A 25,671-nucleotide genomic window follows, 5' to 3' on the forward strand; every position below is an offset into this window, starting at 1 on the left:
GGCACGGGGGCCGGGCAGGTGTACTGTCAGGAGGCAGTCGCTGGTATCAGGCCAGATCAGCGGGCCGGGCCGCGCCATCGCGCATCAAGGCCTCAATTTCATCGGCCTTCACCGGCACGCCCCGGGTCAGCAGTTCGCAACCGTCTTCGGTGATCAGGGCATCGTCTTCGATGCGGATGCCGATGTTGTGGAAGGCTTCGGGCACGCCATCAGCCGGCCGCACATAGATGCCCGGCTCGATGGTGGTCAGCATGCCGGGGCGCAGAATGCGGCTGGGGCGGTTGAGGATCAGCTCGCCCGAGAGCGGATCGCGCCGCTCGCTGGTCTGGCCCACTTCGCTGGGCTCGACATAGCTGCCGCAGTCATGCACGTCCATGCCCATCCAGTGGCCGGTGCGGTGCATGTAGAACTGGAAGTAGCTGCGCTTGTCGATGACATCCTGCACGCCGCCCACCTTGTTCTTGTCGAGCAGGCCCAGGTCAAGCATGCCCTCGGCCAGCACGGCGACGGTGGCGTCATGCATGTCGTTGAAGCGCTTGCCGGGCCGGGCCAGCGCAATGGCCGCGTCCTGGCTGGCGAGCACCAGGTCGTACAGATCGCGCTGCGGGCCGCTGAACTTGCCGTTGGCCGGAAATGTGCGGGTGATGTCGCTGGCATAGCCATCGAGCTCGCAGCCGGCATCGATCAGCACCAGATCGCCGCTGCGGATGGGCGCGGCATCGGCACGGTAGTGCAGCACACAGGCATTGGCACCGGCGGCGACGATGGAGCCGTAGGCCGGGTACTGCGAGCCATACTCGCGAAAGGCCTGGAGCAGCTCGGCATCCAGGTGGTATTCGCGCACGTCCTTGCCGGCGCGGATCATGCGGGCCGAGCGCTGCATCGCCAGGATATGGGCGCGGGCGCTGATGGCGCCGGCCCGGCGCAGGATGGGCGCCTCATGCGCATCCTTGAACAAACGCATCTCATCGAGCACGCTGCACAGGTCACGCTGCTGCTCGGGCACCAGGGCGCCATAGCGGCTGCGGGCGCGCACGCCGTTGAGCCATTGGGCCACCGTGCCCTCCAGCCCCGGGTGGATCGCAAACGGGTACCAGACCACGCTGCGGTTCTCCAGCATCTTGGCCATGCGCGCACCCAGCTCGGCCACCGAATAGGCCTCGCTCACGCCCAGCGCAGCCACTGCCGCATCCGGCCCCAGGCGGTAACCATCCCAGATCTCGCGCGCCAGGTCCTTGGGCGCACAGAACAGGGTGGTCTTGCCATCGGCCGTGATGACCAAGCTGGCATTGGGCTCGGTAAAACCCGTCAGGTAGTAGAAATAGCTGTCGTGGCGGTACAAAAAGTCACTGTCGCGGTTGCGCGGGTGCTCGGGCGCCGTCGGGATGATGGCGATCCCGCCCTCGCCCAGCTGGCGCGCGACCTGGGCGCGGCGCTCGGCATAGACGGACTGTGCAGGAATGGCTGGGGTGGTGGCGGGTGCTTGCATGCCGCTATCGTACTGCAGAGCTTTGCCCTCGCCGGGGATTGCAGCCACGGCAGCAAGCCTTTGTCGGTGCCTGGGGTTCTTTTTATGATTTCAGAGACTTGGCACATAATGCCGCATGCCCCACCGCTGGAAACCCAACGTCACCGTGGCCGCCGTCATTGAGCGAGACGGCCGATTTTTGCTGGTAGAGGAAGACACCTCGGACGGCATCCGCCTGAACAACCCGGCAGGCCATCTGGACCCTGGCGAATCCCCCATCCAGGCCTGCGTCCGCGAGGTTCTGGAGGAGACGGCCTTCGATTTCAAACCCTCGGCCTTGCTGGGCATCTACATGAACCGCTTTGTGCGCACCAAAAGCGGAACGGACACCACCTATATGCGCTTTGCCTTTACCGGCACCGTGGGCGCCTTCTACGAAAACCAGCCGCTCGATGAAGGCATACGCCGCACGGTGTGGATGACGGCCGAAGAGATGCGTGCCGAGGCCCACCAGATGCGCAGCCCGCTGGTGCTGCAGTCGCTGGACGACTACCTGGCCGGCCAGCGCTTTGCGCTGAACCTGATCTACACCGATGTCTCGGTGCTGGTGAAACCGGAAGGCATGAAGCCGCTGGAATAGCCCACAAGCCCATGGCCAACCCCATGGGCTTTGTTTTTGGTGGTTCGTCCGCCTGCTGCACTCTGGCGGCCCGCCGTGTACGCAGGGTCGCCGCGCTTGCACGGGTGACACGGCTTGGCGCCAACGCGATTGCGCGGGGCAGACAGGCATGGCATTGTCCGCCTCACACCATAACGAGGAGACATGCCATGCCCCACCGCGCCCCCTTCCGCCTTGCCACACGCCTGGCCTTGCCGCTGGCCGCTGCGCTGATCGCAGCGGGCTGCAGCTCGCTGGGCACACCGCCCAGCAGCCAAAGCAGCGCCAAGATTGCCGGGCTGGAAAAGCCCGCCGAGGTGCTGATCGACCAGTGGGGCGTGCCGCATATCTACGCCGGCACCACCTATGACGCCTTTGTGGTGCAAGGCTATATGGCCGCGCGCGACCGGCTCTGGCAGATGGATCTGTGGCGCAAGCGCGGTCTGGGCCAGATGGCCCAGGACTTTGGCCCGGCCTGGATCGAGAGCGACAAGGCGGCGCGCGCCGTGCTGTTCAGGGGTGACATGTACCGCGAGTGGCTGGCCTATGGCTCGGACTCCAAGCGCGTGGCCGAGGCCTTTGTCGCCGGAGTGAACGCCTTTGTGGCCCAGACCCAGGCCGACCCCCGCCTGCTGCCCGAAGAGTTCAAGCTGCTGGGCTACCAGCCCACGCCCTGGGCCGCAGAAGACACGGTGCGCATCCGCCACCATGGCCTGACCCTGAACTTTACCGGCGAGGTGGACCGCGCCCAGGCCTTTTGCGATGGCCAACACAACGGCGCCCGCGTGGACTGGCTGCGCCGCGAGCTGGTGCCCGATGTGAAGCCGCAGATCCCGCCAGGGCTGGAGGTGTGTGGCCTGCCCGGCAAGGAGCTGAAACGCGCCTATGCACTGGCCACCGCCAGCCCGCGCTTCACCAAGGAGAACGTCAAGGTGTCGTTGCAGGACATGGCGCCCGAGCAGCTGCTGGCGCTGTCCGAATCCACCTTGAACCAGCCCGATGCCAACACCCTGGCCAGCTACGGCAGCAACAACTGGACGATTGCGCCGGGCATGACCACCACGGGCCGGCCGATTCTGGCCAACGACCCGCACCGCGCGCATGGTGCGCCCAGCCTGCGCTACATCTCGCACATCTCCGCCCCCGGCATGGATGTGATCGGCGCCGGCGAGCCGTTTTTGCCCGGCATCTCCATCGGCCACAACGGCCGCATCGCCTTTGGCCTGACGCGCTTCTACATGGACCAGGAAGACCTGTATGTGTACGAAACCAACCCGCAAAACAGCAAAGAGTACCAATACCAGGGCCGCTGGGAGCCGATGACCCGGGTGACGGAAAGCATTGCCGTCAAGGGCGCTGCCCAGCCGGTCATCGTCGAGAACTGGTACACCCGCCACGGGCCGGTGCTGGCCGCTGAAGGCAACAAGGCCTATGCGCTGCGCGCCGCCTGGCTGGACCTGGGCATGGCGCCCTATTTCGGCTCGATGGACTATATGCGGGCGCAGGACTTTGACCAGTTCCGCGCGGCGATGAACCGCTGGGGTGCACCGGGCGAGAACCAGGTCTATGCCGACAGCAGCGGCAATATTGGCTGGATTCCCGGCGGGCTCACCCCCATCCGCCCCAATTGGGACGGGCTGACCCCCGTGCCCGGTGACGGCCGCTATGAATGGACCGGCTACCGCAACGGCGATGAGCTGCCCTGGGAGTTCAACCCCCAGCGCGGCTATGTGGTGACCGCCAACGAAAACAATGTACCGCCGGACCACCCGCTCTACCAAAAGGGCATTGGCTACGAATGGTCCGACGCGGCCCGCGCACAGCGCCTGCATGGCCTGTTTGAAAAGGCCGCCAAGGACGGCAAAAAGCTCAGCGTGGCCGATTCCGAAGCCTGGCAGACCGACATCGTGGCCGTGCCGGCCCAGCGCCTGCTCAAACTGCTGGCACCGCTCAAGAGCAGCGATGCCCAGACCGCCCAGGGCCTGGCCCTGCTGCAGGGCTGGGACGGCACCATGGCCAAGGACAGCGCAGCTGCTGCGCTCTATGAGGTTTGGAGCAATGCGACGCTGAAAAAAGCGCTGACCGACCAGGTGCTGGCCACCAACGAGCGACGCTTTGCCAAGGAGACCAGCGCCACCCGCATGATCACCGTGCTGGAGCAGCCCCAGGGCTGGATGAGCCCGGCCGAGCGCGACCAGGTGCTGCTGTCTTCCATCGCCCCGGCCATGCAGTGGCTGCAGGGCAAGCTGGGGGCCGATGCCAAGCGCTGGACCTGGGGGGACCTGCACCAGGCGATCTTTGTACACCCGCTGGCCGGCGTGGTGGACGGCGCCACGAAGCAAAAGCTCAATGTCGGCGTAGGCGGTATTGGCGGCTCCTGGGCCACGCCGATGGCCACCAGCTACAACGTGGACACCTACCAGCTGACCTCGGGCGCGTCCTTCCGCATGGTGGTCGATGTGGGCAACTGGGATGCCTCGCGCGTGGTCAACACCCCCGGCCAATCGGGCAACCCGGCCAGCCCGCACTACCGCGACCTGGCCAACACCTGGGCGGCGGGCCAGTACTTTCCGCTGACCTACTCGCGCAGCGCGGTGGAAAAGGCCACCCGTGAGCGCATTGCACTGACGCCCCAGTAAGACCTGCGCGTGGAGGCTATGCAGGCACCACGCCGCATAGCCCTAGCGCAGCAGCCGCCCTCAGCCAGGCGGATAATTGCGCCCATGGTTAAACAGCGCATCGTAGTGGGGCTGAGTGGCGGCGTGGATTCGGCCGTCACCGCGTATTTGCTCAAAAAGCAGGGGCACGAGGTCGTCGGCATCTTCATGAAGAACTGGGAAGATGACGACGACAGCGAGTACTGCTCGTCGAACATCGACTTTGTCGATGCCGCAGCCGTGGCCGACGTGCTGGGCGTCGAGATCGAACACGTCAACTTTGCGGCCGACTACAAGGACCGGGTGTTTGCCGAGTTTTTGCGCGAATACCAGGCCGGCCGCACGCCCAACCCCGATGTACTGTGCAATGCCGAGATCAAGTTCAAGGCCTTTTTGGACCATGCCATGCGCCTGGGTGCCGAAAAGATTGCCACCGGCCACTACGCCCGCGTGCGCCAGAACCCCGATACCCAGCTTTTTGAGCTGCTCAAGGGGCTGGACCCGGCCAAGGACCAAAGCTATTTTCTGCACCGGTTGAACCAGGCCCAGCTGTCCAAGGCCCTCTTCCCGGTGGGCGAGCTGCGGAAAACCGAGGTGCGCCGCATTGCCGAAGAGATCGGCCTGCCCAATGCCAAGAAAAAGGACTCGACCGGCATCTGCTTTATCGGCGAGCGGCCTTTCCGCGACTTTCTCAACCGCTACATCAGCAAGGAGCCGGGCCTGATGCTGGACGACCGCAACCGCAAGCTGGGCAAGCATGTGGGCCTGTCGTTCTACACCCTGGGCCAGCGCTCGGGCCTGGGCATTGGCGGTGTGAAGGAAAAAGGCGCGGCGCGCGGCGCAGGCGAGCATGCGCCCTGGTTTGTGGCCCGCAAGGAGCTGGACAAGAACATCCTGCGCGTGGTGCAAGGCCATGACCACCCCTGGCTGCTGTCGCAAGCGCTGGATGCCGACAACACCAGCTGGGTGACCGGCCACCCGCCCGCTGCTGGCACCTATGGCTCCAAAACCCGCTACCGCCAGCCCGATTCGCCCGCGATCATCGGCGCGGATGCGACGCCAGAACACTTCCACCTCGACTTCCCCGAGTCGCAATGGGCGGTGACACCAGGCCAATCGGCCGTGCTGTATGACGGTGATGTCTGCCTGGGCGGCGGCATCATTGCCAGTGTGGCGCCCTCAACAGTCGCTTAAATACTCAGGCGGGCGCGCCAGGTGCCTGGGACGCCCCCGGCAGCTCATCGCGCAAGATCCAGGCGGCCTCCTGGGTCGAGGCATGCGCGGGGTAGCGGATCTTCATGCGCATAAACACCCGCACCGCCTGGTCCGGCTTGTTGGCGCCTTGCTTGAGCACGCGCACCGTCAGCTCCAGCGCCTGCGGCACCAGCTCGCTGCCGGCATAGGTTTTTTCGAAGCCATGGAGCAAGGCCAGGGCGTGCGGCAGTTGCATGCGTTTCCAGGCCGTCTGCGCCAGCGCCAAGCTAGGGCTGGCTTCGTTCAGCCGAAAGCCCTTGTCGCGTTTGTAGCAACTGCCCCAGACTTCCAGCGCATCGCTGCTGCGCTGCTTTTGCAGCAGCAACGCAATATACGACTGGGCATGGCGTGCCAGCTCGTCGCCCTTGTCACTGAGCTTGAGCACGCGGTGGTAGCGGCGCTGGTCAGCCAGGCTATCGGGCTCGCTGCGCTGCCATTCGCGGGCTTCGGCCAGGGCGGCCTGCATGTCACCGTCTTGCACCAGCTTGGCCACCTGGGCATCGCGGCGCTGGGCCAGCGCGGTTTGCGGGTCCAACACCGGCGCGCCGGCCTCGGCCTGCGGCCCCTTGTCCGGGGTGATGCCGAGCGCCGCATGGTTCTGGTACATCACATAGCCGATCATCGCGGCGATCACGCCATTGAAGTAGATCACCACAAAGGCCAGCAAGGGTGCCAGCAGCGCCTGGGGCATCACCGTCACCAACAGCCCAAAGGCCATCGGCACGCCTTGCATCAGCAGGAACAAAAACAGGCACAGCAGGCCATAGGGCAGCCCGATCGCCGCCATGGTGCCCAGCAGCATGAAGGGGTTGATGGCCGCGCGCAGGCTGCCCGTGGTGATGAGCACCATCAAGGTGGCCGGAATCAAGAAGGACGAGAGCAAATCGCCCAAGGCCGCGAGCCCCGGGCTGACCCGGGCCAGCATGCCGATCAGAAAGCCATGCACCAGCAGCACGCCAAAGAACTTCCAGGGCAGCACCTTGAGGTCGGCATCACAGGGGTAGTCGTCGTAGTCGTTGCTGTCCAGCACGCCATGCGAGGCATAGGCCGCAATCTTGAACGCATGGCGGCTGATGGCCAGCAGCAGACCGATGGCGACCGCCACACCGATCAACAGGCCCCACAGCAGCATATAGGCGCACAGCGACAGCACGAGCGCATACAGCAAAGGCTTGCGCTGCAGCGGGAACAGAAAAAAGCTGTTGAGCTTGCGCCAGAAAGGCGGGATCACCCATTGGGCGCTATCGACGTCGTCGTCTTGCTGTTGTGAACGCAATGACCCCATGGCCAGCCTTTCTGTCTGCAGTCCTAGCGCCGCAGCTTGCGAGCGATCATAAGGCATAGCTTCACGAAAACTTTACACGGAGCTGACGCAGAAGGCGGCTACGCGCCCCCCGGCTGCGCGTCCCCAACGAGGGACTTCAGGCGCTCGCCTGGCTCAGCCAACGCGTCACTGGCTCTTGCGGCGCGGCACGCTGCAGCGCCGGCAGCCAGCGCCGGGCGTCGTCCAACCGCCCGGCCTTGGCCAGGCCATTGGCCACCAGCGCCAAGGTGGCGGGCCAGTGCGGATGGTCGGCAGCGCTCTCCAGCTGCTGGCAGATTTTTTGGGCATCGTCCCATTCGCCCAGGCGCACAAAGCTGCGCGCCAGCGCGTGCAAGCTGTTGTCGCTGATGCGCGGGCCGGGGCGTGCACGAGCCGTATAGGTTTGCCAGCTGTGGTGCTGCAGCTGGCGCTCGGCCTGGCCGTGCGCCGGCAGCTTGAAGATGGCCCGGGCCGCGCGGTGGAAATCTTCGCTGCCCGGCGCATGGCGGGCGCTCTCCAACCAGGCGCGCAGGATGCCGGCATCGGTCGGTGCCAGCTTGGCCGCCTGGCGCCAGGCGGGGGCCGCCAGCTCAAAGGCCAGCGCGTCGGTGTGCTTTTGCGCCCGCTGCATGGCAGCGGCCAGCGCATCGCTGTGCGCCTGGGCCTGCTGCTTGTCACGCGCTGCTACCTCGACCACCGATTCCTGGCGCCGCAGCTGCAGGTACAGCGCCATCAGCAGGCCACCGGCCAGCAAGCCCCCAAAGTGCGCCATATAGGCCACGCCCTGCTGCCCCAAAAAATGCTGGCCCAGCTCAAAGCCCATCCACACCGGCAGCACCACCAAGGCCGGCCAGGTGGCGTAGTTGAAGTAGAACGCAAACATGTAGAAAAAGCGGATGCGCCGCATGCGGTAGAGCACCACATACATGGCCATCAACCCGGCAATAGCACCCGATGCCCCTAGACCATAGCTGCCCGTGCCGGCATAGAACAGCCCCGCAAACAGCGAGGCGCAAATACCCGAGACCACATAGAAGCACAGGTACAACCCGGCACCCAAAGCCATCTCCAACGTAAAGCCGAACAAAAACAGAAACACCATATTGCCCAGCAGGTGGCCGGTGCTGCCGTGCAGAAAGGTCGAGGTAAAGGCCTGCACTGGCTGCAGGCCGGCACCCGCCTCGTAGCTCAGGGCCCAGCGCGCGGTAAAGGGCTTGGGCTCCAGCGGCGCAAAGCGCGCGCGGGCGGCCTGCCATTCGGCATGCAGGGCATCGCCCGGTTGGATCACCTCACCGGCCAGCAGCTGGCGGCGAAAACGCCCCTCCTGCTGCATCAGCAGGTAGAGCTGCGCGTAGTCCTGGTTTTTTTGCAGGGCCCGCACCATGCGCAGCATCGGCGGCTTGATGCGGCTGTCCGGCTTGCGGCTTTGCGCCTCCAGGTAGGTCACAAAGGCCGGTACCTCGATCGCCGGCAGCGCCGTATGCGCATAGGCTTTGGCTGCACGCTCTGCGCCCCGCTCCTCACCGCCTTGCCAGACCCAGAACACCAGGCAGTTGATCACGATCAACAGCACGGTCATCCAGGGCGGCGACTGCCAGGAGGGCTTGTTTTCCAGAGGGATGGCGATGAACATGGCGCCTATTGTGCAGTGGCCCTGCTGGCGCGGTGTTGGTTTTTAAGCGGCTGCCGCAGAGATACGGTGCAGCGCCGGCTGGGCAATGCGCACATAGTCCTGCGCGTTGAGCACCATCGAGCGGTCCAGCCGCCCGGCATTGAACGCTATCTCGGCATGGCGCTCCACCAGGTCGGGGTCCACCACCAAGGCCACCTGCGTGCCGGGGCTGAACGGCGGGATGGCGCCGATCACACAACCGGTCAGTTCGCTGGCCTCTTGCGCGCTGGCCATCGTCATCTTGGGCAGGCCCAGCGCGGCCGCCAGCAGGCGAAAGTCCAGCTTCTGGTCGCCCGGCAACACGGCCAGCACCCAGTGCTCGGCATTGCGGGTTTTGCACAGCATGGCCTTGGCGCCCTGGCTCGGCGTGGTGCCGCGTATGCGCGCCACCTCGTCTGATTTGCCCTCGGCTGGATGCTCCAGCACCCGAAAGCGTGCACCTTCGCTATCCAGCAGCTGCTGCAGATGCGCAAACACGCTCATCGCTGCGACCCGGGTGCCACCACCGCGCCTTGCACCTGGTGTTGCGCCAGCGCCTGGGCCACAAAGCCGCTGGCCTTGGCGTCTTCGACAAAGCCCGCCAGCCATTGGATAGCGGCATCGCCCCGGCTCTTGGGCAGGCCCATGGCCTGCTGGATCAGCATGAAATGCCCTGGCAGCAGGCGCAGACCAGGCAGGCTGGCGACCGCCGCCTGCAGCTGCACCTTGACGCCCGCAGCCACATCGCCGCTGGGCTGCAAGAACACATCCACCACCGCCGGCGAGGTCGGCGCGCGCAAGATACGGGCGTGCTGCAGCGCCCGGCTCAGGTACAAGTCATAGGCACTGCCCTGGCCCACCACCACCTCATGCGCGGCCACATCCACCTGGGCGTTGTCGGTCAGCGCTGAATCGCTGCGCACCATGTAGGCGCCCTCGATCAGCACATAGGGCGCAGAAAAACCAATGCCCGCCCCCCGCACCGGGTCCACGGCAAAAAAGCCGACATCGGCCTGGCCCTGGGTGACGGCATCGACCGAATGCGCGGCCGCCTCAAACAGCTGCAGATCCAGCGGCAGCCCCAGCTGGGCCGCCATACGCTCCGCCAAGTCGATGGAGACGCCAGCAGCCGAGCCATCGGCCAGCCTGTGCGCCAGCACGGGGTTGCCCACATTGATGGCCGCGCGCAGGCGTCCGGTAGGGGCGATGAGGGAGGCGATAGCGCTGAGGTCGGTCATGTCTGAGCTTTCACAAGGGAGGGAAGCGAGGCAGCGAGCCAGCCCGCGCCCACAAAAAAGGCCCGACACTTCGGAGAAGCGCGGGCCTGGTTCCAGCAAAGAGCCTGTGGCCCTTGTGCGGATTAGAACGGAATATCGTCGTCCATGTCATCAAAGCCCGAGGCAGCGCGCGGTGCGGGCGCTGGCATGGGTGCCGGTGCTGGACGGGGGGGCGGTGCCTGGCGTGGTGCGGCTGCTGGGGCCATGGCCGGTGCCGGGGCACGGCGCTGGAAGTTACTGGCGGGTGCCCCGCCACCACCACCTGCAGCGCCACCGCCCTGGTCACCATAGCCGCTGTCGCCATAGCCGTAGTCATCACCACCGCCTTGGCCGCCTGGGCCACCCTGGCCTTGGCGGCTGCCGAGCATCTGCATGGAGTCGGCACGGATTTCGGTGGCATAGCGCTCCTGGCCGGTGGCCTGGTCGGTCCACTTGCGGGTGCGCAGGCTGCCTTCTACATAGACCTGGCTGCCCTTGCGCAGGTACTGGCCGACGATTTCAGCCAGACGGCCATTGAACACGACGCGATGCCATTCAGTGGCTTCCTTGTTCTCGCCACTGTTCTTGTCGCGCCAGCGGTCGGTGGTGGCGATGGTGACGTTGGCCACCTGGTCGCCCGAGGGGAAGGTGCGGATTTCAGGGTCGCGGCCGAGATTGCCGACGATGATGACTTTGTTGACGGATGCCATGGTTCAGGTATTTCCTTTGAAAAATGGGCGCCTACTATGCGTTGGCAGTGTTGCAGGCATTGCAGCCTTCAAAGCGCCCATCACTGTGATTCAGGGGCGTATCCTACCCCAAAGCGGCCAAGAGTTTCTCGGCAGGTGAGCGCAGAGCGTCCAGCAAGGGGGGACACCGGCCGGCCCGCCCCAGCCAGCGCTTACTTTTGTGCAGCGCCAGCACCAGCAACGGTGCGGCCCAGCGGTTGCAGCGGCCAGGTCAGCACCAGCCACAGCAGCGCCAGGGCGCTGGTGGCGATGAACAAATCCGCCACGCTGCCCCAGCGGATCAAGGCACCGCCCAGCGCGCCACCGGCAAACAGGCCCAGCGACTGCAAGGTGTTGTAGCTGCCCAAGGCCGCACCGCGCAGTGACGCGGGCGCCATGCGCGAGACCAGGCTGGGCTGGGTCGCCTCCAGCGCATTGAAGCCGCAGAAAAACACAAACAGCAGCACGCCCATCAGCCACAGCGTGGGCGCATGGCCCGAGGTGGCGACCAGGCCCAGCGCGATTTGCACCAGGGCCACCAGCGCAATCGAGCCCAGCAAGGCGCCGCGCAGGTAACCGCGCCGCTCCAGCGCAAACAGCCCGCCCATCAGCACAAAGGACAGCAGCACCGCCGGCAGGTAGACCTGCCAGTGCCCATCCTTGGGCAGACCGGCAGCGACCAGCATGGCCGGCACCGCGACCCACATCGACATCTGCACGGTATGCAGCACAAAGACGCCGGCATTCAGCCGCACCAGGTCCGCATGGCGGAACACCTCGCGCAGGCCGCCGCGCGCGCCGCCCCGGTGCTGCAGGGGCTCGGGTGGTACCACCCACAGCACCACGGCGATACCGCCCAGGGCCAGGCCACAGGTCATCAAAAACAGGCCGCTCAGGCCGATGTGCACCACCAGCAGAGGGCTGAGCACCAGCGCCAGCGCAAACATCAGGCCAATGCTGGCACCGACCAGCGCCATGGCCTTGGTACGTACCTCGTCGCGGGTTTGGTCGGCCAGCAGCGCGGTAACCGCCGCCGAGACGGCCCCCGCGCCTTGCAGCGCCCGGCCCAGCAACAGGGTGTGCAGGTTGCCGGCCATCCCCGCTACCAGGCTGCCAGCCGCAAACACCAGCAGGCCCAGCACAATGACCTTTTTGCGGCCAAAGCGGTCCGATGCCATGCCCAGCGGCAGCTGAAACAGGGCCTGGGTGAGGCCATAGACGCCCATGGCCAGCCCCACCAGCGCCGGGTCATCGCCGCCCGGGTACTTGTGGGCCTCCAGCGCAAACACCGGTAGCACCAGAAACAGGCCCAGCATGCGCAAGGCAAAGATCAGCGCCAGGCTGAAGCTGGAGCGGCGCTCTGCCGGCGACATGGCCGTGGAGGAGGAAGAGGCGGAGGTGAGAGACAAGGGCGATACGCAGGCAAGCAGGAAACAGGCAGCCGCATCTGCGGCCCGGAGGCGATGATCGCCAGCGGCAAGTGTAGGGCGCTGCCGCAAGCCCTGCTGGCAGACGGAATCTCCGCATGGGGGCTTGCTCTTAAAAACAATAGCTAAGCCTCTAGCGCCAGCGGCCGCTGTTAGGCAATTTTGTGGCGGGACTGCAACCCAGATGCCCGGGGATTGCGCCGCTTTATCCGCAAACCACGTGCAGCGATAGCCAGGGTATTGCACAGTCCGCAGACAGGCTGGCTATCATGAGGGGTTTTGGACCTCGCCGCCGCACATGCCCCCACGCACACCCCCTGCCCCCTCCGCTGCCATCGATCTGCACCATGAACTCGGCGTGTCCGAGGCACGACAGGACGACAGCCGCTACCTGGGCGCGCGGCTGGCGCACAGCCGCATAGCGATTCGCGGCGCGCGCACCCACAACCTCAAGAACATCGACCTGGACATTCCGCGCCACCAGCTGGTGGTGATCACCGGGCTGTCAGGCTCGGGCAAATCCAGCCTGGCCTTTGACACCTTGTATGCCGAGGGGCAGCGCCGCTATGTCGAGAGCCTCTCGGCCTATGCGCGCCAGTTTCTGGGCCGGCTGGACAAACCCGATGTCGACCTGATCGAGGGCCTGTCGCCAGCCATCTCGATCGAGCAAAAGGCGACCAGCCACAACCCGCGCTCCACCGTGGGCACGGTCACCGAAATCCATGACTATCTGCGCCTCTTGTATGCCCGCGCAGGCACACCGTTCTGCCCCGACCACAACCTGCCACTGACCGCACAGACCGTCAGCCAGATGGTCGACGCCGTGCTGGCCTTGCCCGAAGACACCAAGCTGATGATTCTGGCGCCAGTGGCACGCGGCAAGAAGGGCGAATTTGTCGAGCTCTTCGCCCAGATGCAGGCCATGGGCTATGTGCGCTTTCGGGTCGATGGCCAGATGTACGAGCACGAGACCTTGCCCGCGCTGGCCAAGAACGAGAAGCACGATGTCGATGTGGTCATCGACCGGGTCAAGGTGCGCGCCGGGCTGCAGCAGCGCCTGGCCGAGAGCATCGAAGCGGCCCTGCGTGTGGGCGGCAACGAAGGCAATGGCCGGGTGCTGGCGCTGGAGATGGACACGGGCCAGGAGCATTTGTTCAGCAGCAAGTTCTCTTGCCCGGTCTGCAGCTATGCGCTGGCCGAGCTGGAGCCGCGCCTGTTCTCCTTCAACTCGCCCCAGGGCGCTTGCCCGTCCTGCGATGGCCTGGGCCTGCATGAGGTGTTCGACGTCGAGCGCGTGGTGGCCTTCCCCACGCTCAGCCTGGCCAGCGGCGCCATCAAGGGCTGGGATCGGCGCAATGGCTACTACTTTGCGATGCTCGAAAGCCTGGGCCGCCATTACAAGTTCAACATCGAGCAGCCTTTCGAGGATCTGCCCGAGGCCGTGCGCCAGGTGGTGCTTTACGGCTCGGGTGACGAAGAGATTGCCTTCAAATACGAGCTGGCCAGTGGCGAGAACGCCGGCAAGATGGTCACCAAGAAGCATCCGTTTGAAGGCATTCTTCCGAACATGACGCGGCGCTACCGCGAGACCGATTCCAGCATCGTGCGCGACGAACTGGCCCGCTACCAAAGCGTGCAGCCCTGCCCCGACTGCCACGGCGCGCGCCTGCGCCGCGAGGCGCGCTTTGTGCGCGTGGGCGATGGCGACCAGGCCCGTGCGATCCAGGACATCAGCCATGTCACCTTGAGCGAGGCCTATGCCTGGTTCAGCAGCGTGCAGCTGAGCGGCGCCAAGGCCGACATTGCCGCGCGCGTGATCCATGAAATCCGCACCCGGCTGCAGTTCCTCAACGATGTGGGCCTGACCTACCTGAGCCTGGCGCGCAGCGCCGAGACCCTCTCGGGCGGCGAGGCGCAGCGCATTCGCCTGGCCTCGCAAATCGGCTCCGGCCTGACGGGCGTGATGTATGTGCTCGACGAGCCCTCGATCGGCCTGCACCAGCGCGACAACGACCGCCTGATTGCCACCTTGCAGCACCTGCGCGATATCGGCAACAGCGTGATCGTCGTCGAGCATGACGAGGACATGATGCGCGCGGCCGATCAGATCATCGACATGGGCCCGGGCGCCGGCGTGCATGGCGGCCAGATCATGGCCCAGGGCCGCTACGCCGACATCTGCGCCAACCCGCAGTCGCTCACCGGCCAGTACCTGAGCGGCCATAAATCCATTGCCGTGCCCACGCGCCGCACGCCCTGGCTGCCGGTGCTGGCCAGCACCGTGGGTGCGCCCGTGGGCAAGCCCGTGGCAGACAAAGCCAGCTCGCAGTTCCCCACCGTGCGCGCCTCGCTGGAGAAAAGGCCCAGCGGCAAAGCCACGCTGGAGCAGCGCAGCAGCGCCAAAAGCCGCAGCCCGCTGGAGCCCGTGCCGCTGACCAGCGTGGATCCGCACGCCGTGCAAAGCCTGCGCCTCATCGGCGCCAGCGGCCACAACCTGCAGCATGTGACGGTGGATTTCCCCGTTGGCCTGTTCACCTGCGTCACCGGCGTCTCGGGCTCGGGCAAATCGACCCTGGTGAACGACACCTTGTATGCGGCAGCAGCCCACAAGATCAACCGCGCCCAGGGCGATGTCGCGCCCTACCAGGAGATCGAAGGCCTGGACTATTTCGACAAGGTCATCAATGTGGACCAAAGCCCGATTGGCCGCACACCGCGCAGCAACCCGGCCACCTACACGGGCCTGTTCACCCCCATCCGCGAGCTGATGGCCGAGACCAACACCGCCAAGGAACGCGGCTATGGCCCGGGGCGCTTTAGCTTTAACGTGGCCGGCGGCCGCTGCGAGGCCTGCCAGGGCGATGGCATGGTCAAGGTGGAGATGCATTTTCTGCCCGACGTCTATGTGCCCTGCGACATCTGCCACGGCCAGCGCTACAACCGCGAAACCCTGCAGGTGCAGTGGAAGGGCCGCAATATTGCGCAGATCCTGGAGATGACGGTGGAGGACGCGCACGACTTCTTCCGCGATGTGCCCACCATTGCCCGCAAGCTGCAAACCCTGCTGGATGTGGGCCTGAGCTATATCCGCCTGGGCCAGAGCGCCACCACCTTGTCGGGCGGCGAGGCCCAGCGCGTCAAGCTGGCGCAGGAGCTGTCCAAGCGCGACACCGGGCGCACGCTCTACATCTTGGATGAGCCGACCACCGGCCTGCACTTTGCCGATATCGACCTGCTGCTCAAGGTGCTGCACCAGCTGCGCGATGCCGGCAACACGATTGTGGTGATCGAGCACAACCTCGACGTCATCAAGACCGCTGACTGGGTCATCGACATGGGGCCCGAAGGTGGCGCTGGCGGTGGGCAGCTGGTAGCCCAGGGCACGCCCGAGCAATTGGCCGCCAACCCGGCCAGCCATACCGGGCGCTACCTGGCGCCTTACCTCAAGCGCTGAGGGCGTTTGGCGATGCAACGACCACCACCTTCAACACCGCAGCGATGCCGCCGAGCCTGACTTTCCGCACGGCAGCCCTGGCCGATCTGCCCGCCATCATTGCGCTGCTCGCCGATGATGCACTGGGCCGCGAACGCGAGGTGCTGGCCGACCCGCCCGATGCGCGCTATACCGCGGCCTTTGAAGCCATCTGCGCCGATGCCAACCAGCGCTTGGTGGTAGCAGAGTTGGACGGGCAAGTGGTAGGCACGCTGCAGCTGTCCTTTGTGCCCGGCCTGTCGCACACGGGCGCCTGGCGCGGCCAAATCGAGTCAGTGCGCATTGCAGCTGAACTGCGCGGCGCCGGTGCAGGCCAGCAGATGATGGAATGGGCGGTGGCGCAGTGCCGGGAGCGGGGCTGCACCGTGGTGCAGCTGACCACCGACAAAAGCCGGGCAGATGCCCACCGCTTTTACGAGAAGCTGGGCTTTGCGCCCAGCCACCTGGGTTTCAAGCGCAAGCTTTAAGCCCCTTCTCTCAAGTTCTTCAAGGCACCAGGCGAATCAGCTTGCCATTGGGCCCATCGGTCAGCAGGTATACCAGGCCATCGGCGCCCTGGCGCACATCGCGGATGCGCTCGCCCAAGGATTCGTAGAGGCGCTTTTCGCCCGTCACCTTGCCGTCCTTGACCGTCAGCTGGGCGACGCTGCGCGACTTGAGGCCGCCCACCAGCAGGCTGCCTTTCCAGGCGGGGCCATAGCGGTCGCTGCTGACAAAGGCCATGCCCGAGGGCGCAATGCTGGGTACCCAGTAGTGCAGGGGCTGCTCCAGGCCGGCCTTTTGCGTGCCTTCGCCAATCTTGCCCCCGCCGTATTCCTCGCCATAGGTAATCACAGGCCAGCCGTAGTTCTTGCCGGGTTGGGGCCGGTTGATCTCGTCGCCGCCCTGGGGGCCGTGCTCGTGCTGCCACAGGCTGCCATCCGCCGCCACGGCCAGGCCTTGGCTGTTGCGGTGGCCGTAGCTGTAGATTTCCGGCAGTGCGTCTTTGCGCGTGGCATAGGGGTTGTCTTGGGGCACGCTGCCATCCTTGGCGATGCGCACCAGCTTGCCGTGGTGGTTGTTCAAGGTTTGTGCATCGTCGCGCTGGGAGAAGCGGTCGCCCAGGCTGAGGAACAGATTGCCGTCCGGCGTCTCGGCAATACGGCAACCAAAGTGGGCATTGCTCTTGGCCTTGGGGCGCTGGCTGAACAGCACTTTGACGTCTTCCAACTGGCGCTCATTGGCTGCCATGCGCGCGGTGGCCAGCGCGGTGCTGTTGGTGCCGGCCTGGGGGCCCGCTTCGCTGTAGCAAAAGTAGATGCGGCGATTGCTGGCGAACTGGCTGTCGGCCACCACATCGAGCAGGCCGCCCTGCCCGGCATCCACCACCTTGGGCACGCCTTGCAGCTCGGACTGCTTGCGGCCCTCGGCATCGAGCAGCCAGAGCTTGCCGCCGCGCTCGGTCAATAAAAAACGCTTGTCTGGCAAGGGCGCAATGGCCCAGGGGTTGAGGTAGCCGCTGCCCAGCACCGTGGGCTTGGGCAGCGCGGGCGCTGCCGTGGGTGTTTGCGCTTGCGCGGTGCCGGCAGCCACCGCAGCCAGCAGCCAGTTGGCACCCAGCGCCCATAAATGAAAACCCTTGCGTGCCTGTTTCTGTCTCATGTTTACCCTTCACGAAGTGCCACTGACCTTACCATGCTGTCCATGGAAACCCCCAACAGTTCCCCTTCGGCCACCCCCTCTGTCAGCCCTTCCACCAGCGCCAGCCCGGCCGTCTGGGATTTTGTCGTCATCGGCGCCGGCATGGCCGGCAGCGCCACCGCCTGGCACCTGGCCGATAGCGCCCAGGTGCTCGTGCTGGAGCAGGAATCCCAGCCCGGCTACCACACCACCGGCCGCTCGGCCGCGCTGTTTGAAGAGCACTATGGCCCGCCCCAGGTGCAAGCGCTCACGCGGGCCAGCCGCCAGTTCTACGAGCAGCCGCCGGCCGATTTTGCCGCGCATGCGCTGGTCAGCCCCCGGGGCGTGCTGTATGTCGCCACCCCCGAACAATTACCGCAGCTGCAAACCGCCTACGACGAGGCGCGCCAGCATTCGCCCGGCGCCCGCTGGCTGGACAAGGCCGCGCTACAGGCCTTTTTGCCAGCGTTGAACACCGAGGTGCTCGAAGCCGGATTCAGCGACGACGGCGCCCGCGATATCGATGTGCATGCGCTGCACCAGGGTTTTTTGAAAGGCATGCGCCGGCGCGGCGGCCAGCTGTGGACGGATGCGCAAGTGCAAAGCCTGCACTGGGATGCCAGCGCCAGCCACTGGCAAATAGCGCTGGCCGATGGCCGCCAGTTGCAGGCCCGCCATTGCGTCAACGCCGCCGGTGCCTGGGCCGATGAACTGGGCCAGATGGCTGGAGCCACAGCCATTGGGCTTACGCCCAAGCGCCGCAGCGCCTTCACCTTTGCCATGCCCGCCGGCATGGACGGCCAGCACTGGCCGGCTGTGATCGATATCGGCGAGCAGTGGTACTTCAAGCCCGATGCCGGCCAGCTGCTGGGCTCACCCGCCAATGCCGATGCCACCCATCCCCATGATGTGCAGCCCGAGATGCTGGACATTGCCGAGGGCATTGACCGCATCATGCAGGCCAGCCACTTCGATATTCGCCGCCCCAGCCACAGCTGGGCGGGCCTGCGCTCCTTTGTCGCCGATGGCGAGATGGTGATTGGCTGGGATGGCCAGGCGCCGCAGTTTTTGTGGGTGGCCGCGCAAGGCGGCTATGGCATCCAAAGCGCCTACGGCTACGGCCTGCTGGCGCGCAACCTGGCCTTGCATGAACCGCTGGACCCGGCCCTGGCCAGCCAAGGCGTGCAGCCCCAGGCGCTGTCGCCCAAGCGCCATTTGCGTTGAATAGCGCAGTGCCAGCACGCAGCAGCGCTTGCTGGCACACTGCTGGAAAACTTTGAATAACATCCGGCGCTGCGCACACCAGCGCCTCCAGCCATGTCTGCTTCCAGCTCGCCCGTCCCCTTTCGCCCCACTGACCTCGCATTGGCGTTGGTGGTGGTCGTCGTCTGGGGCATCAACTTTGTCATCATGAAATGGGGCCTGCAGAGCCTGACCCCGTTCGAGCTGGGCGCCCTGCGCTACCTCTGCGCGGCCTTTCCGCTGGTGCTGTTCATCAAGCCGCCGCGCGTGCACTGGCGCTGGGTGGTGCTGTTTGGCTTGTTGCAAGGCGTGGGCCAGTTTGGCTTTTTGTTCACCGCGCTCAAGGTGGGCATGACGGCGTCGCTGGCCAGTGTGGTGCTGCAGACCCAGGTGTTTCTCACCGCCGTGTGGACCTGGGTGCTGCTGCGCGAGCGGCCCGGCCGCCCACTGGTGGCCGGCATGGGCATTGCGGCACTGGGCCTGGCTTGCCTGCTGATCAACGAGCTGCACAGCAATGGCGCTGGTGGCACCACTTTGGCCGGCCTGCTGCTGGTGCTGTGTGCGGCCACCTCCTGGGCCTGCTCCAACGTGGTGGTGCGCCTGGCGCAGAAAGAGAACGCCCGCTACGACCCGGTGGGCTTTATCGCCTGGAGCAGCCTGATGCCGATTCTGCCCTTTATCGGGCTGAGCGCCTGGTTGGACGACGGCAGCGTGGGCAAGTGGCTGCATGCAGAGACTTGGCAGCAGATCCCCGGGCTGGCCTGGGCATCCATCGCCTACCTGGGCTGGGTGGCCACCATCGTCGGCTACGGCCTGTGGACGCGGCTGATCCAGCGCTATTCCGCCAACCGGGTGGCGCCTTTCAGCCTCTGCGTGCCCGTCATCGGGCTCAGCACCGGCATGCTGGTGCTGGGCGAGACGGTGACGGTCTGGCAGTGGGCTGGCGCCGTGTTTGTTGTGCTGGCGCTGGTCGTCGTGGTCTGGGGCGGGCGCTGGCTGCAGGCGGCGCGGCGCTAAGCCCTCGCCAGGGGCTAACCCCTGCCGGATCAGGCCCGCTCAGCGGTCCTCGATCTTGGCAGTCTCGACGATCTGCTGGTACTTGGACACCTGGGCCTTCAAAAAAGCGCCCATGTCCTGACCGGGTACGGCCACGACATTGCCACTGGCTTCGAGCTTGGCGCGAAAGCTGGGTGACTGCAGGGTGTCATTCAGCGCCGCGCTCAGCGTCGTCAGCACCTGCGGGGGCAGCTGGGCCGGCCCCATCAGCGCAAACCAGCTGTTGATATCCACCTTGGCAAACGCGGGGTTCTCGGCCAAGGCAGGAATATCGGGCGTGACCGTGGAGCGTTTGGCCTCGGTCGTACCCAAGGCCACCACCTTGCCGGCGCGGATATGCGGCAGGCCCGAGGACAGCACAAACACCCCAAAATCCAGACTGCCTCCTAAAAGATCATTGGTCAGCGGTGCCACACCCTTGTAGGGCACATGGGTCATCGTCACCTGGCCGGCCTGCTGCACCATCTCACCGGCTATATGCAAGGCCGTGCCCACGCCCGAGCTGCCATAGCTGTACTTGCCCGGGTTCTGGCGCAGCCGGTTGAGGAAATCCTGGGTGTTCTTGACGCCGCTGGCCTGCGAGGCGACCAGCACCATGGGCTGGGTGGCCACCAAACCTATGGGCGTGAAATCCTGGAACACCCGGTATTTGATGGCCTTGTTGATCAACGGCGCAATCGCCATCTCGTTGTTGGCCGACAGCAGCAAGGTGTAGCCATCGGCCGGCGCCCTGGCCACCTTTTGCGCGCCGATGGCGCCGCCTGCGCCCCCCAGGTTCTCGATCACCACCGGTTGCTTGAGCCGCTGCGCCAGCTCGGTGCCCACCATGCGCCCGACTGCATCGGTGCTGCCGCCGGGCGGGTAGGCAATCACCAGGGTGATGGCCTTATTGGGGTAAGCCGATGCCGCTTGCACCCCTGCCGCCATGCTGGCCCCCAGTGCCAGCAAGGCGATGGCTGCCGTCCGGCGGGGCGGAGGAAAGAAAGCAGGGTGCATGGGGAATCCTTGTGGCGGTAGGAGCGGCGTCAAACGGAGGGCGGCAGGCCGCATGCTGTTTGGGCCCAAGCCCTGCAGACGGCTATGACCACCGAAGCAGGGACCGTGCCAGCCGCACGAGCCCATGCCTGTTTTTTGCGTGGATCGCTCAGTCCACCGCGTTGAGCAGATCGCGGGTCTTCAATGCCACGGCACGCGCGGCGCTGGCAAAGTCTTCTCCCCCGCTCGCATACAAAATGGCGCGCGAGGAGTTGATGATGATGGGGCCGCCGCCGATACGCGCCGCCTTGACCGTTGCCACCGCATCACCGCCCTGCGCACCGACGCCAGGGATCAGCAGCGGCAAATGGGGTGCCACCGCGCGCACGCGCTCGATCTCTTGCGGGCGGGTGGCCCCCACAACCAGGCCGAGCTGGCCATTGGTGTTCCAGGGGCCCTGGGCAAGTTTGGCTACATGCTCAAACATCTGCGGGTGGCCGGGGATATCTGCCAGGGTGCGCGCCTGCAGATCATCGCCACCGGGGTTGGAGGTGCGGCACAGCAGGAAGGCGCCTTTGCCCTCGTACTGCAGGTAAGGGGTGATGGAGTCAAAGCCCATGAAGGGCGACAAGGTCACCGCGTCCGCGCCATAGCGCTCGAAGGCCTCCTTGGCGTACTGCTCGGCGGTCGAGCCAATGTCGCCGCGCTTGGCGTCAAGAATCACCGGCACATGGGGCGCCACGCGGCGCATATGGGCCATCAGTTGCTCGAGCTGATCCTCGGCACGGTGCGCCGCAAAATAGGCAATCTGCGGCTTGAAGCTGTTGACCAGGTCATGGGTGGCATCGACGATGGCTGCGCAAAATTCATAGATCTTGCTGGCATCGCCCCGCATCGCGGCGGGAAAACGGCTGGGTTCCGGATCCAGGCCCACGCACAGCATGGAGTTATTTTGGGTGGCTGCAGCGCGCAGCTGGTCGATAAAAGGCATGGGCGCTATTGTAAAAGCTAGCAAGGCCCATGCCCTTCGCAGGGCTGACTGCGTCGCACGGGGATTGCAGGCCTAATCGCCCCCCGCCCACCTTGTCGAGACAAGCCCGGGCGATCCTGTGCCTGCTGACCCTGGTCGGGGGCTTGGGCTGGCCGGTGATGAAGGCGGGGTGCCGCACTTCCCGCCGCTAAGCGTTCATGCGGCGATCCCGTTTGCCGCCTGCCCGATCCCGAGCGTGGCCCATGGCTCGGGCTCGGGCAGCGCCTCAGCGGCCGGCTGCCTGCGCGGGCGCAGACTCAGGTGCCGCCAGGCTGTCGTTGTCCATCGTCAGGTAGATCAGCACCAGCAGCAAGGTGACAAAGAAGCGGAAGGCATCGGGCACGCCATTCCACTCCTTGGACATCCACATGCCAAACCACTCGCCACCCACTGACATAAAGCCCACCTGCCAGGTGAGAAAGCCCAGGGTCAGCCCCGCAATGGCCCATTTTTTGGCGGCGCGAAAGCCTGCTGCATCGGCATGGCGCGCCCGCAAGAGCTTGCTGCCGCCGATCCAGCACAGCACGGCCGTGACCGCCTCCAGCGCGATGATGCAGGCATAGCCCAGGTGGTGCAGCCATTCGGCCTCGATGGCGCGGTACATGAGGCCGTTGCCCGGGAAGGTGGTGTCCATCAGGAACACATGGTGCACAAAGCCAAAGTTGGTGGCGTAGTCGGTGATATTGCCAAAGGCCACCAAGGTGGCGAAGAAAGCCATGGCCAGCACCATGGCGGACTTGGACAGACGAATAACCATTCGAAGCTCCAGACGTGAGAGATAAAGAAAGGGATAAAAAGACAGACGGATGCCGTGGCGCCGAACGACAAGGTTCGGCACCTGATCCACCAGGAAGATACCAAGCGAAGTTGGAGGGGATGTGTGCAAAAGCACGGAGGCGCGCAGATCGGGACTGGAAAACCTGAAGCCGGCAGCGGGTCTGGGAAACACGCAGGCCAACCGGATCGAATGTCGCGCCAGGAGGGAGGCTGGATTCTGCCAGCCCGCATTGGCGGCTGTCAATGCCCGCCATTGGGGCCATAAAAAAACGCACTGCCCAAGGGGAGTGCGTTCTGCGTTGCTGCCGGGCGTAGGCCCGGGCGGGGATCAGCGCGGAGCGTTCAGCAAACGGGTCACATCGCGGTCATTGGGCAATGCGTAGTCGTAGCCCGAGAGGATGCGGCTGTCTTCGGTGCGTACCAGCTTGAGGCTGACATAGGTGAAGTTGGCCGCAGGCGAGAAGGTGCCGACCAGCACCATGGAGGCGTTCTGGCTGCGGGCAATGTCGCGCATCTCGCGCGACAGCAGCAGCTCGCCGGTGCCTTCACGCACATACAGATCGGTGCGCAGCTTGACTTCCTTGACGTGGAAGCCACGGGCAGCCATCTGGTTGGCATAGATCTCGGACAAGGTGCGGCCCAGGGGCGACGAGGCGCCCATGTTGTTCACGTTGACGACGGTGGCCACCAGCACCGGGCCGGTGCCCGAGGACTGCGGAGCGACCGAGGCGGTCAGCTTGTTGATCGCATCCTGGCTATTGGCCAGGAACACGCTGGCGTCGGCGGCTTGGTACGTGGGCTCGCTGCGCACCGTGCTCACGGGCTGGGCGGGACCACTCCAGTTGGCGCAACCGGCCAGCACGGCGACCGAGGCCACCGCAGCAAGGGAGGTCAAACGCCGCATCATTTGTTCACCACCTTCATGTTGACCGCACGGTAGGCTTCATTCTTGGCGAACTGGCCAACGGTGGCATTGTCAACATAGTAGACATTGGACTTGCGTGCCACGTACTGGCCCTGGCGCAGCACCGTGGTGGTCAGCAGCACTTCGGAGTACGCCGGGGCGCCCGCGATGGTGGCGGCCTGGTAGTCGGTGCCGATGGTCGGGCTCACGCCGGCGATGACCTGGCCGTTGTCGCCTTCATAGGCCCAGTTGCCCGCCTGCTGCAGGTTGTGGTGCACAACCTTGGCGTCGTAGCTCACTTCGAGCTGCTGGCCGGGGGTGTTGTAGACCGATGCGCCATGCTGCACCAGCTTGGTCACGACCAGGTCGTGGAACACGCTGTCAAAGGCACTGGCGTTTTGTGGCAGGGCCACATACAACGGCGTCTTGGCGTTCAGACCATTGCGCTCCAAGGTGGCCAAGGTGTCAGCCACCACTTCGCTGGCCATCAGATCCCAGTGGCCCGCTGCGCGTACCTTCATCTGGGTTGGTTGCGCATAGTTGGCGCCGTATGGAACAGGCGCCTCTACCGCGCAACCCGTCAACGCGAGTACGGCGCTTGCCAGCGCCGCAGCTCCGATGGTCTTTTTCAAAGCCATGTTTCCCTCCTCGGAATTAGATAGCCAACGGGCCAACACCCGCCCAGGCTTGCATCCATTGTTGTAGATGTGGTGGTGCCAAGACAAGAGAAACGATCCAAAGTGCGAGCACAGCCCTGCATTTTGTTGTTTTTGCTCACACTTTAGAACGATCACCTGTCCGCTGAAGAAACTCAGGCTGCAGCGCGTTTTTGCAGAATTTCAAAGGCGGGCAAGGTCTTGCCTTCCAATACTTCCAAAAAGGCACCGCCGCCGGTGGAGATATAACCAATCTTGTCTTCGATGCCGTACTTGGCAATGGCGGCCAAGGTATCACCGCCACCGGCAATGCTGAAGGCGGGCGACTGGGCAATGGCCTGGGCCAGGGTTTCGGTGCCATGCGCAAACGCATCGAACTCGAACACGCCCACGGGGCCGTTCCAGACAATCGTGCCGGCCTTCTTGAGCTGCTCGGCCAGGCGGGCGGCCGTCTCGGGGCCAATGTCCAGGATCAGGTCGTCATCGGCCACCTCGGTGGCCCGCTTGACGGTGGCTACGGCATCGGCTGCAAAGGTCTTGGCGACCACCACATCGGTGGGGATAGGCACGCCCGCGCCACGTGCCGCCATGGCATCGATCACGGCCTTGGCCTGGTCCACCAGATCGGCCTCGGCCAGCGATTTGCCGATGTTCAGGCCCGCCGCCAGCATGAAGGTGTTGGCAATGCCGCCACCCACAATCAGCTGGTCCACGTTGCTGGACAGCGACTGCAGAATAGTCAGCTTGGTCGACACCTTGGAGCCCGCCACGATGGCCACCAGCGGGCGCGCCGGCGCGGCCAGCGCCTTGGTGATGGCATCGATCTCGGCCGACAGCAGCGGGCCGGCGCAGGCGATCTTGGCGTACTCGGCAATGCCGTAGGTGGTGCCTTCGGCGCGGTGGGCCGTGCCAAAGGCGTCGTTCACATAGATGTCGCACAACTGGGCGAGCTTTTGCGCCAAGGCGGGCAGGTTTTTCTTCTCGCCGATATTGCTGCGGCAGTTCTCCAGCATCACGACCTGGCCGGGGGCCACGTTGACGCCATCGACCCAGTTGGCGATCAGCGGAACCTCGCGGCCCAGCAACTGGGCCAGGCGCTGCGCCACCGGGGCGAGCGAGTCTTCGGGCTTGAACGCGCCTTCAGTCGGGCGGCCCAGGTGGCTGGTCACCATCACCGCGGCACCGGCCTTGAGCGCCATCTCGATCGCCGGCACCGAGGCACGCACGCGCGTGTCTTCAGTGATCTCGCCCGCGTCGTTGAGCGGCACATTCAGGTCAGAGCGGATAAAAACGCGTTGGCCTTGCACCTTGCCTTGGGCACACAGGTCGGAGAAACGAAGGATGTTCATGGGAATGGCTACCAAAGAGTCTAGAAACTGGGGCGAAGGCCGGACAAGCGGCCGAGCATGGCCGCCATTGTAGAGGCCCGCCCGGCCCCTCCCAAGCTGCCAGCGGCGCCCTGGTCCCGCAAGGCACA

The 25,671-nt window shown here is 65.3% G+C and carries 21 protein-coding genes; 7 read left to right on the plus strand and 14 right to left on the minus strand.

Annotated features, from left to right (window positions below):
- Nucleotides 1–46 precede the first annotated feature (46 nt).
- Nucleotides 47–1,489, minus strand: coding sequence for an aminopeptidase P N-terminal domain-containing protein (locus tag M2375_RS13035; RefSeq protein WP_259168301.1), 1,443 nt, complete (start codon nt 1,487–1,489; stop codon nt 47–49).
- A gap of 115 nt (nt 1,490–1,604) precedes the next feature.
- On the opposite strand from M2375_RS13035, the gene M2375_RS13040 reads away from it, so the two are divergent.
- From M2375_RS13040 to mnmA, 3 genes are all read left to right on the plus strand, one after another.
- The gene (locus M2375_RS13040) at nt 1,605–2,108 is read left to right on the plus strand and encodes an NUDIX hydrolase (protein WP_259167773.1); all 504 of its coding nucleotides are present in this window, start codon (nt 1,605–1,607) and stop codon (nt 2,106–2,108) included.
- A gap of 188 nt (nt 2,109–2,296) precedes the next feature.
- On the plus strand, nt 2,297–4,765 hold the full coding sequence (locus tag M2375_RS13045) for a penicillin acylase family protein (RefSeq protein ID WP_259167776.1): 2,469 nt from the start codon (nt 2,297–2,299) through the stop codon (nt 4,763–4,765).
- Between the two features lie 84 nt (nt 4,766–4,849).
- Nucleotides 4,850–5,977 carry a tRNA 2-thiouridine(34) synthase MnmA gene (mnmA, locus tag M2375_RS13050; RefSeq protein ID WP_259167778.1) on the plus strand — a complete coding sequence of 376 codons (1,128 nt, stop codon included), beginning with the start codon at nt 4,850–4,852 and terminating at the stop codon, nt 5,975–5,977.
- A 4-nt stretch (nt 5,978–5,981) separates the two neighbouring features.
- Here the strand turns inward: mnmA and M2375_RS13055 are convergent, their stop codons facing one another.
- The 6 genes from M2375_RS13055 to M2375_RS13080 all read right to left on the minus strand — a co-directional run bounded on the left by M2375_RS13055 (nt 5,982) and on the right by M2375_RS13080 (nt 12,348).
- Nucleotides 5,982–7,322, minus strand: coding sequence for a hypothetical protein (locus M2375_RS13055; RefSeq protein ID WP_259167780.1), 1,341 nt, complete (start codon nt 7,320–7,322; stop codon nt 5,982–5,984).
- A 136-nt stretch (nt 7,323–7,458) separates the two neighbouring features.
- Nucleotides 7,459–8,973, minus strand: a complete 1,515-nt coding sequence (locus M2375_RS13060) for a rhomboid family intramembrane serine protease (RefSeq protein ID WP_259167781.1) — start codon at nt 8,971–8,973, stop codon at nt 7,459–7,461.
- A gap of 42 nt (nt 8,974–9,015) precedes the next feature.
- On the minus strand, nt 9,016–9,495 hold the full coding sequence (locus M2375_RS13065) for a YbaK/prolyl-tRNA synthetase associated domain-containing protein (RefSeq protein ID WP_259167783.1): 480 nt from the start codon (nt 9,493–9,495) through the stop codon (nt 9,016–9,018).
- On the minus strand, nt 9,492–10,229 hold the full coding sequence (locus tag M2375_RS13070) for a transporter substrate-binding domain-containing protein (RefSeq protein WP_259167785.1): 738 nt from the start codon (nt 10,227–10,229) through the stop codon (nt 9,492–9,494). The genes M2375_RS13065 and M2375_RS13070 overlap by 4 nt, the downstream gene beginning before the upstream one ends.
- Before the next feature lie 122 nt (nt 10,230–10,351).
- Complete coding sequence (gene ssb, locus M2375_RS13075; RefSeq protein WP_259167786.1) at nt 10,352–10,957, minus strand: single-stranded DNA-binding protein; 606 nt, start codon at nt 10,955–10,957, stop codon at nt 10,352–10,354.
- A gap of 191 nt (nt 10,958–11,148) precedes the next feature.
- Nucleotides 11,149–12,348: an MFS transporter gene (locus tag M2375_RS13080; RefSeq protein WP_259168303.1), complete on the minus strand. Its 1,200-nt coding sequence runs from the start codon at nt 12,346–12,348 to the stop codon at nt 11,149–11,151.
- Nucleotides 12,349–12,700: 352 nt separating this feature from the next.
- Between M2375_RS13080 and uvrA the strand changes: the two genes are divergently transcribed.
- Entirely contained in the window at nt 12,701–15,856 is a 3,156-nt protein-coding gene (gene uvrA / locus M2375_RS13085) for an excinuclease ABC subunit UvrA (protein WP_259167788.1), read from the plus strand.
- 44 nt (nt 15,857–15,900) lie between these two features.
- Nucleotides 15,901–16,362: a GNAT family N-acetyltransferase gene (locus M2375_RS13090; protein WP_259167793.1), complete on the plus strand. Its 462-nt coding sequence runs from the start codon at nt 15,901–15,903 to the stop codon at nt 16,360–16,362.
- A gap of 19 nt (nt 16,363–16,381) precedes the next feature.
- On the opposite strand, the gene M2375_RS13095 is transcribed toward M2375_RS13090, so the two are convergent.
- Nucleotides 16,382–17,536, minus strand: coding sequence for a PQQ-dependent sugar dehydrogenase (locus M2375_RS13095; RefSeq protein WP_259167795.1), 1,155 nt, complete (start codon nt 17,534–17,536; stop codon nt 16,382–16,384).
- Nucleotides 17,537–17,578: 42 nt separating this feature from the next.
- On the opposite strand from M2375_RS13095, the gene M2375_RS13100 reads away from it, so the two are divergent.
- Together M2375_RS13100 and M2375_RS13105 are read left to right on the plus strand one after the other, a co-directional pair.
- Complete coding sequence (locus M2375_RS13100) at nt 17,579–18,778, plus strand: FAD-binding oxidoreductase (protein WP_259167799.1); 1,200 nt, start codon at nt 17,579–17,581, stop codon at nt 18,776–18,778.
- A 93-nt stretch (nt 18,779–18,871) separates the two neighbouring features.
- Nucleotides 18,872–19,813 (plus strand): EamA family transporter, encoded by a 942-nt coding sequence (locus M2375_RS13105; protein WP_259167801.1) that lies wholly within the window; start codon nt 18,872–18,874, stop codon nt 19,811–19,813.
- Nucleotides 19,814–19,852: 39 nt separating this feature from the next.
- On the opposite strand, the gene M2375_RS13110 is transcribed toward M2375_RS13105, so the two are convergent.
- The 6 genes from M2375_RS13110 to M2375_RS13135 all read right to left on the minus strand — a co-directional run bounded on the left by M2375_RS13110 (nt 19,853) and on the right by M2375_RS13135 (nt 25,543).
- Nucleotides 19,853–20,848: a tripartite tricarboxylate transporter substrate binding protein gene (locus tag M2375_RS13110; RefSeq protein WP_259167803.1), complete on the minus strand. Its 996-nt coding sequence runs from the start codon at nt 20,846–20,848 to the stop codon at nt 19,853–19,855.
- Between the two features lie 148 nt (nt 20,849–20,996).
- A complete protein-coding gene (gene pyrF, locus M2375_RS13115) occupies nt 20,997–21,818 on the minus strand; it encodes an orotidine-5'-phosphate decarboxylase (protein WP_259167805.1) in 822 nt (273 codons plus the stop codon).
- Nucleotides 21,819–22,083: 265 nt separating this feature from the next.
- Nucleotides 22,084–22,614: a DUF2165 family protein gene (locus tag M2375_RS13120; RefSeq protein WP_259167808.1), complete on the minus strand. Its 531-nt coding sequence runs from the start codon at nt 22,612–22,614 to the stop codon at nt 22,084–22,086.
- Nucleotides 22,615–22,962: 348 nt separating this feature from the next.
- The gene (locus M2375_RS13125; protein WP_259168305.1) at nt 22,963–23,538 is read right to left on the minus strand and encodes a FlgO family outer membrane protein; all 576 of its coding nucleotides are present in this window, start codon (nt 23,536–23,538) and stop codon (nt 22,963–22,965) included.
- The gene (locus M2375_RS13130) at nt 23,538–24,176 is read right to left on the minus strand and encodes a hypothetical protein (protein WP_259167809.1); all 639 of its coding nucleotides are present in this window, start codon (nt 24,174–24,176) and stop codon (nt 23,538–23,540) included. Before M2375_RS13130 ends, M2375_RS13125 begins: the two co-directional genes overlap by 1 nt.
- Nucleotides 24,177–24,349: 173 nt before the next feature.
- Nucleotides 24,350–25,543, minus strand: coding sequence for a phosphoglycerate kinase (locus M2375_RS13135; RefSeq protein WP_259167810.1), 1,194 nt, complete (start codon nt 25,541–25,543; stop codon nt 24,350–24,352).
- Between the last annotated feature and the right edge of the window lie 128 nt (nt 25,544–25,671).

This window comes from Comamonas sp. BIGb0152, assembly GCF_024809975.1.
Lineage (GTDB): Bacteria > Pseudomonadota > Gammaproteobacteria > Burkholderiales > Burkholderiaceae_C > Comamonas.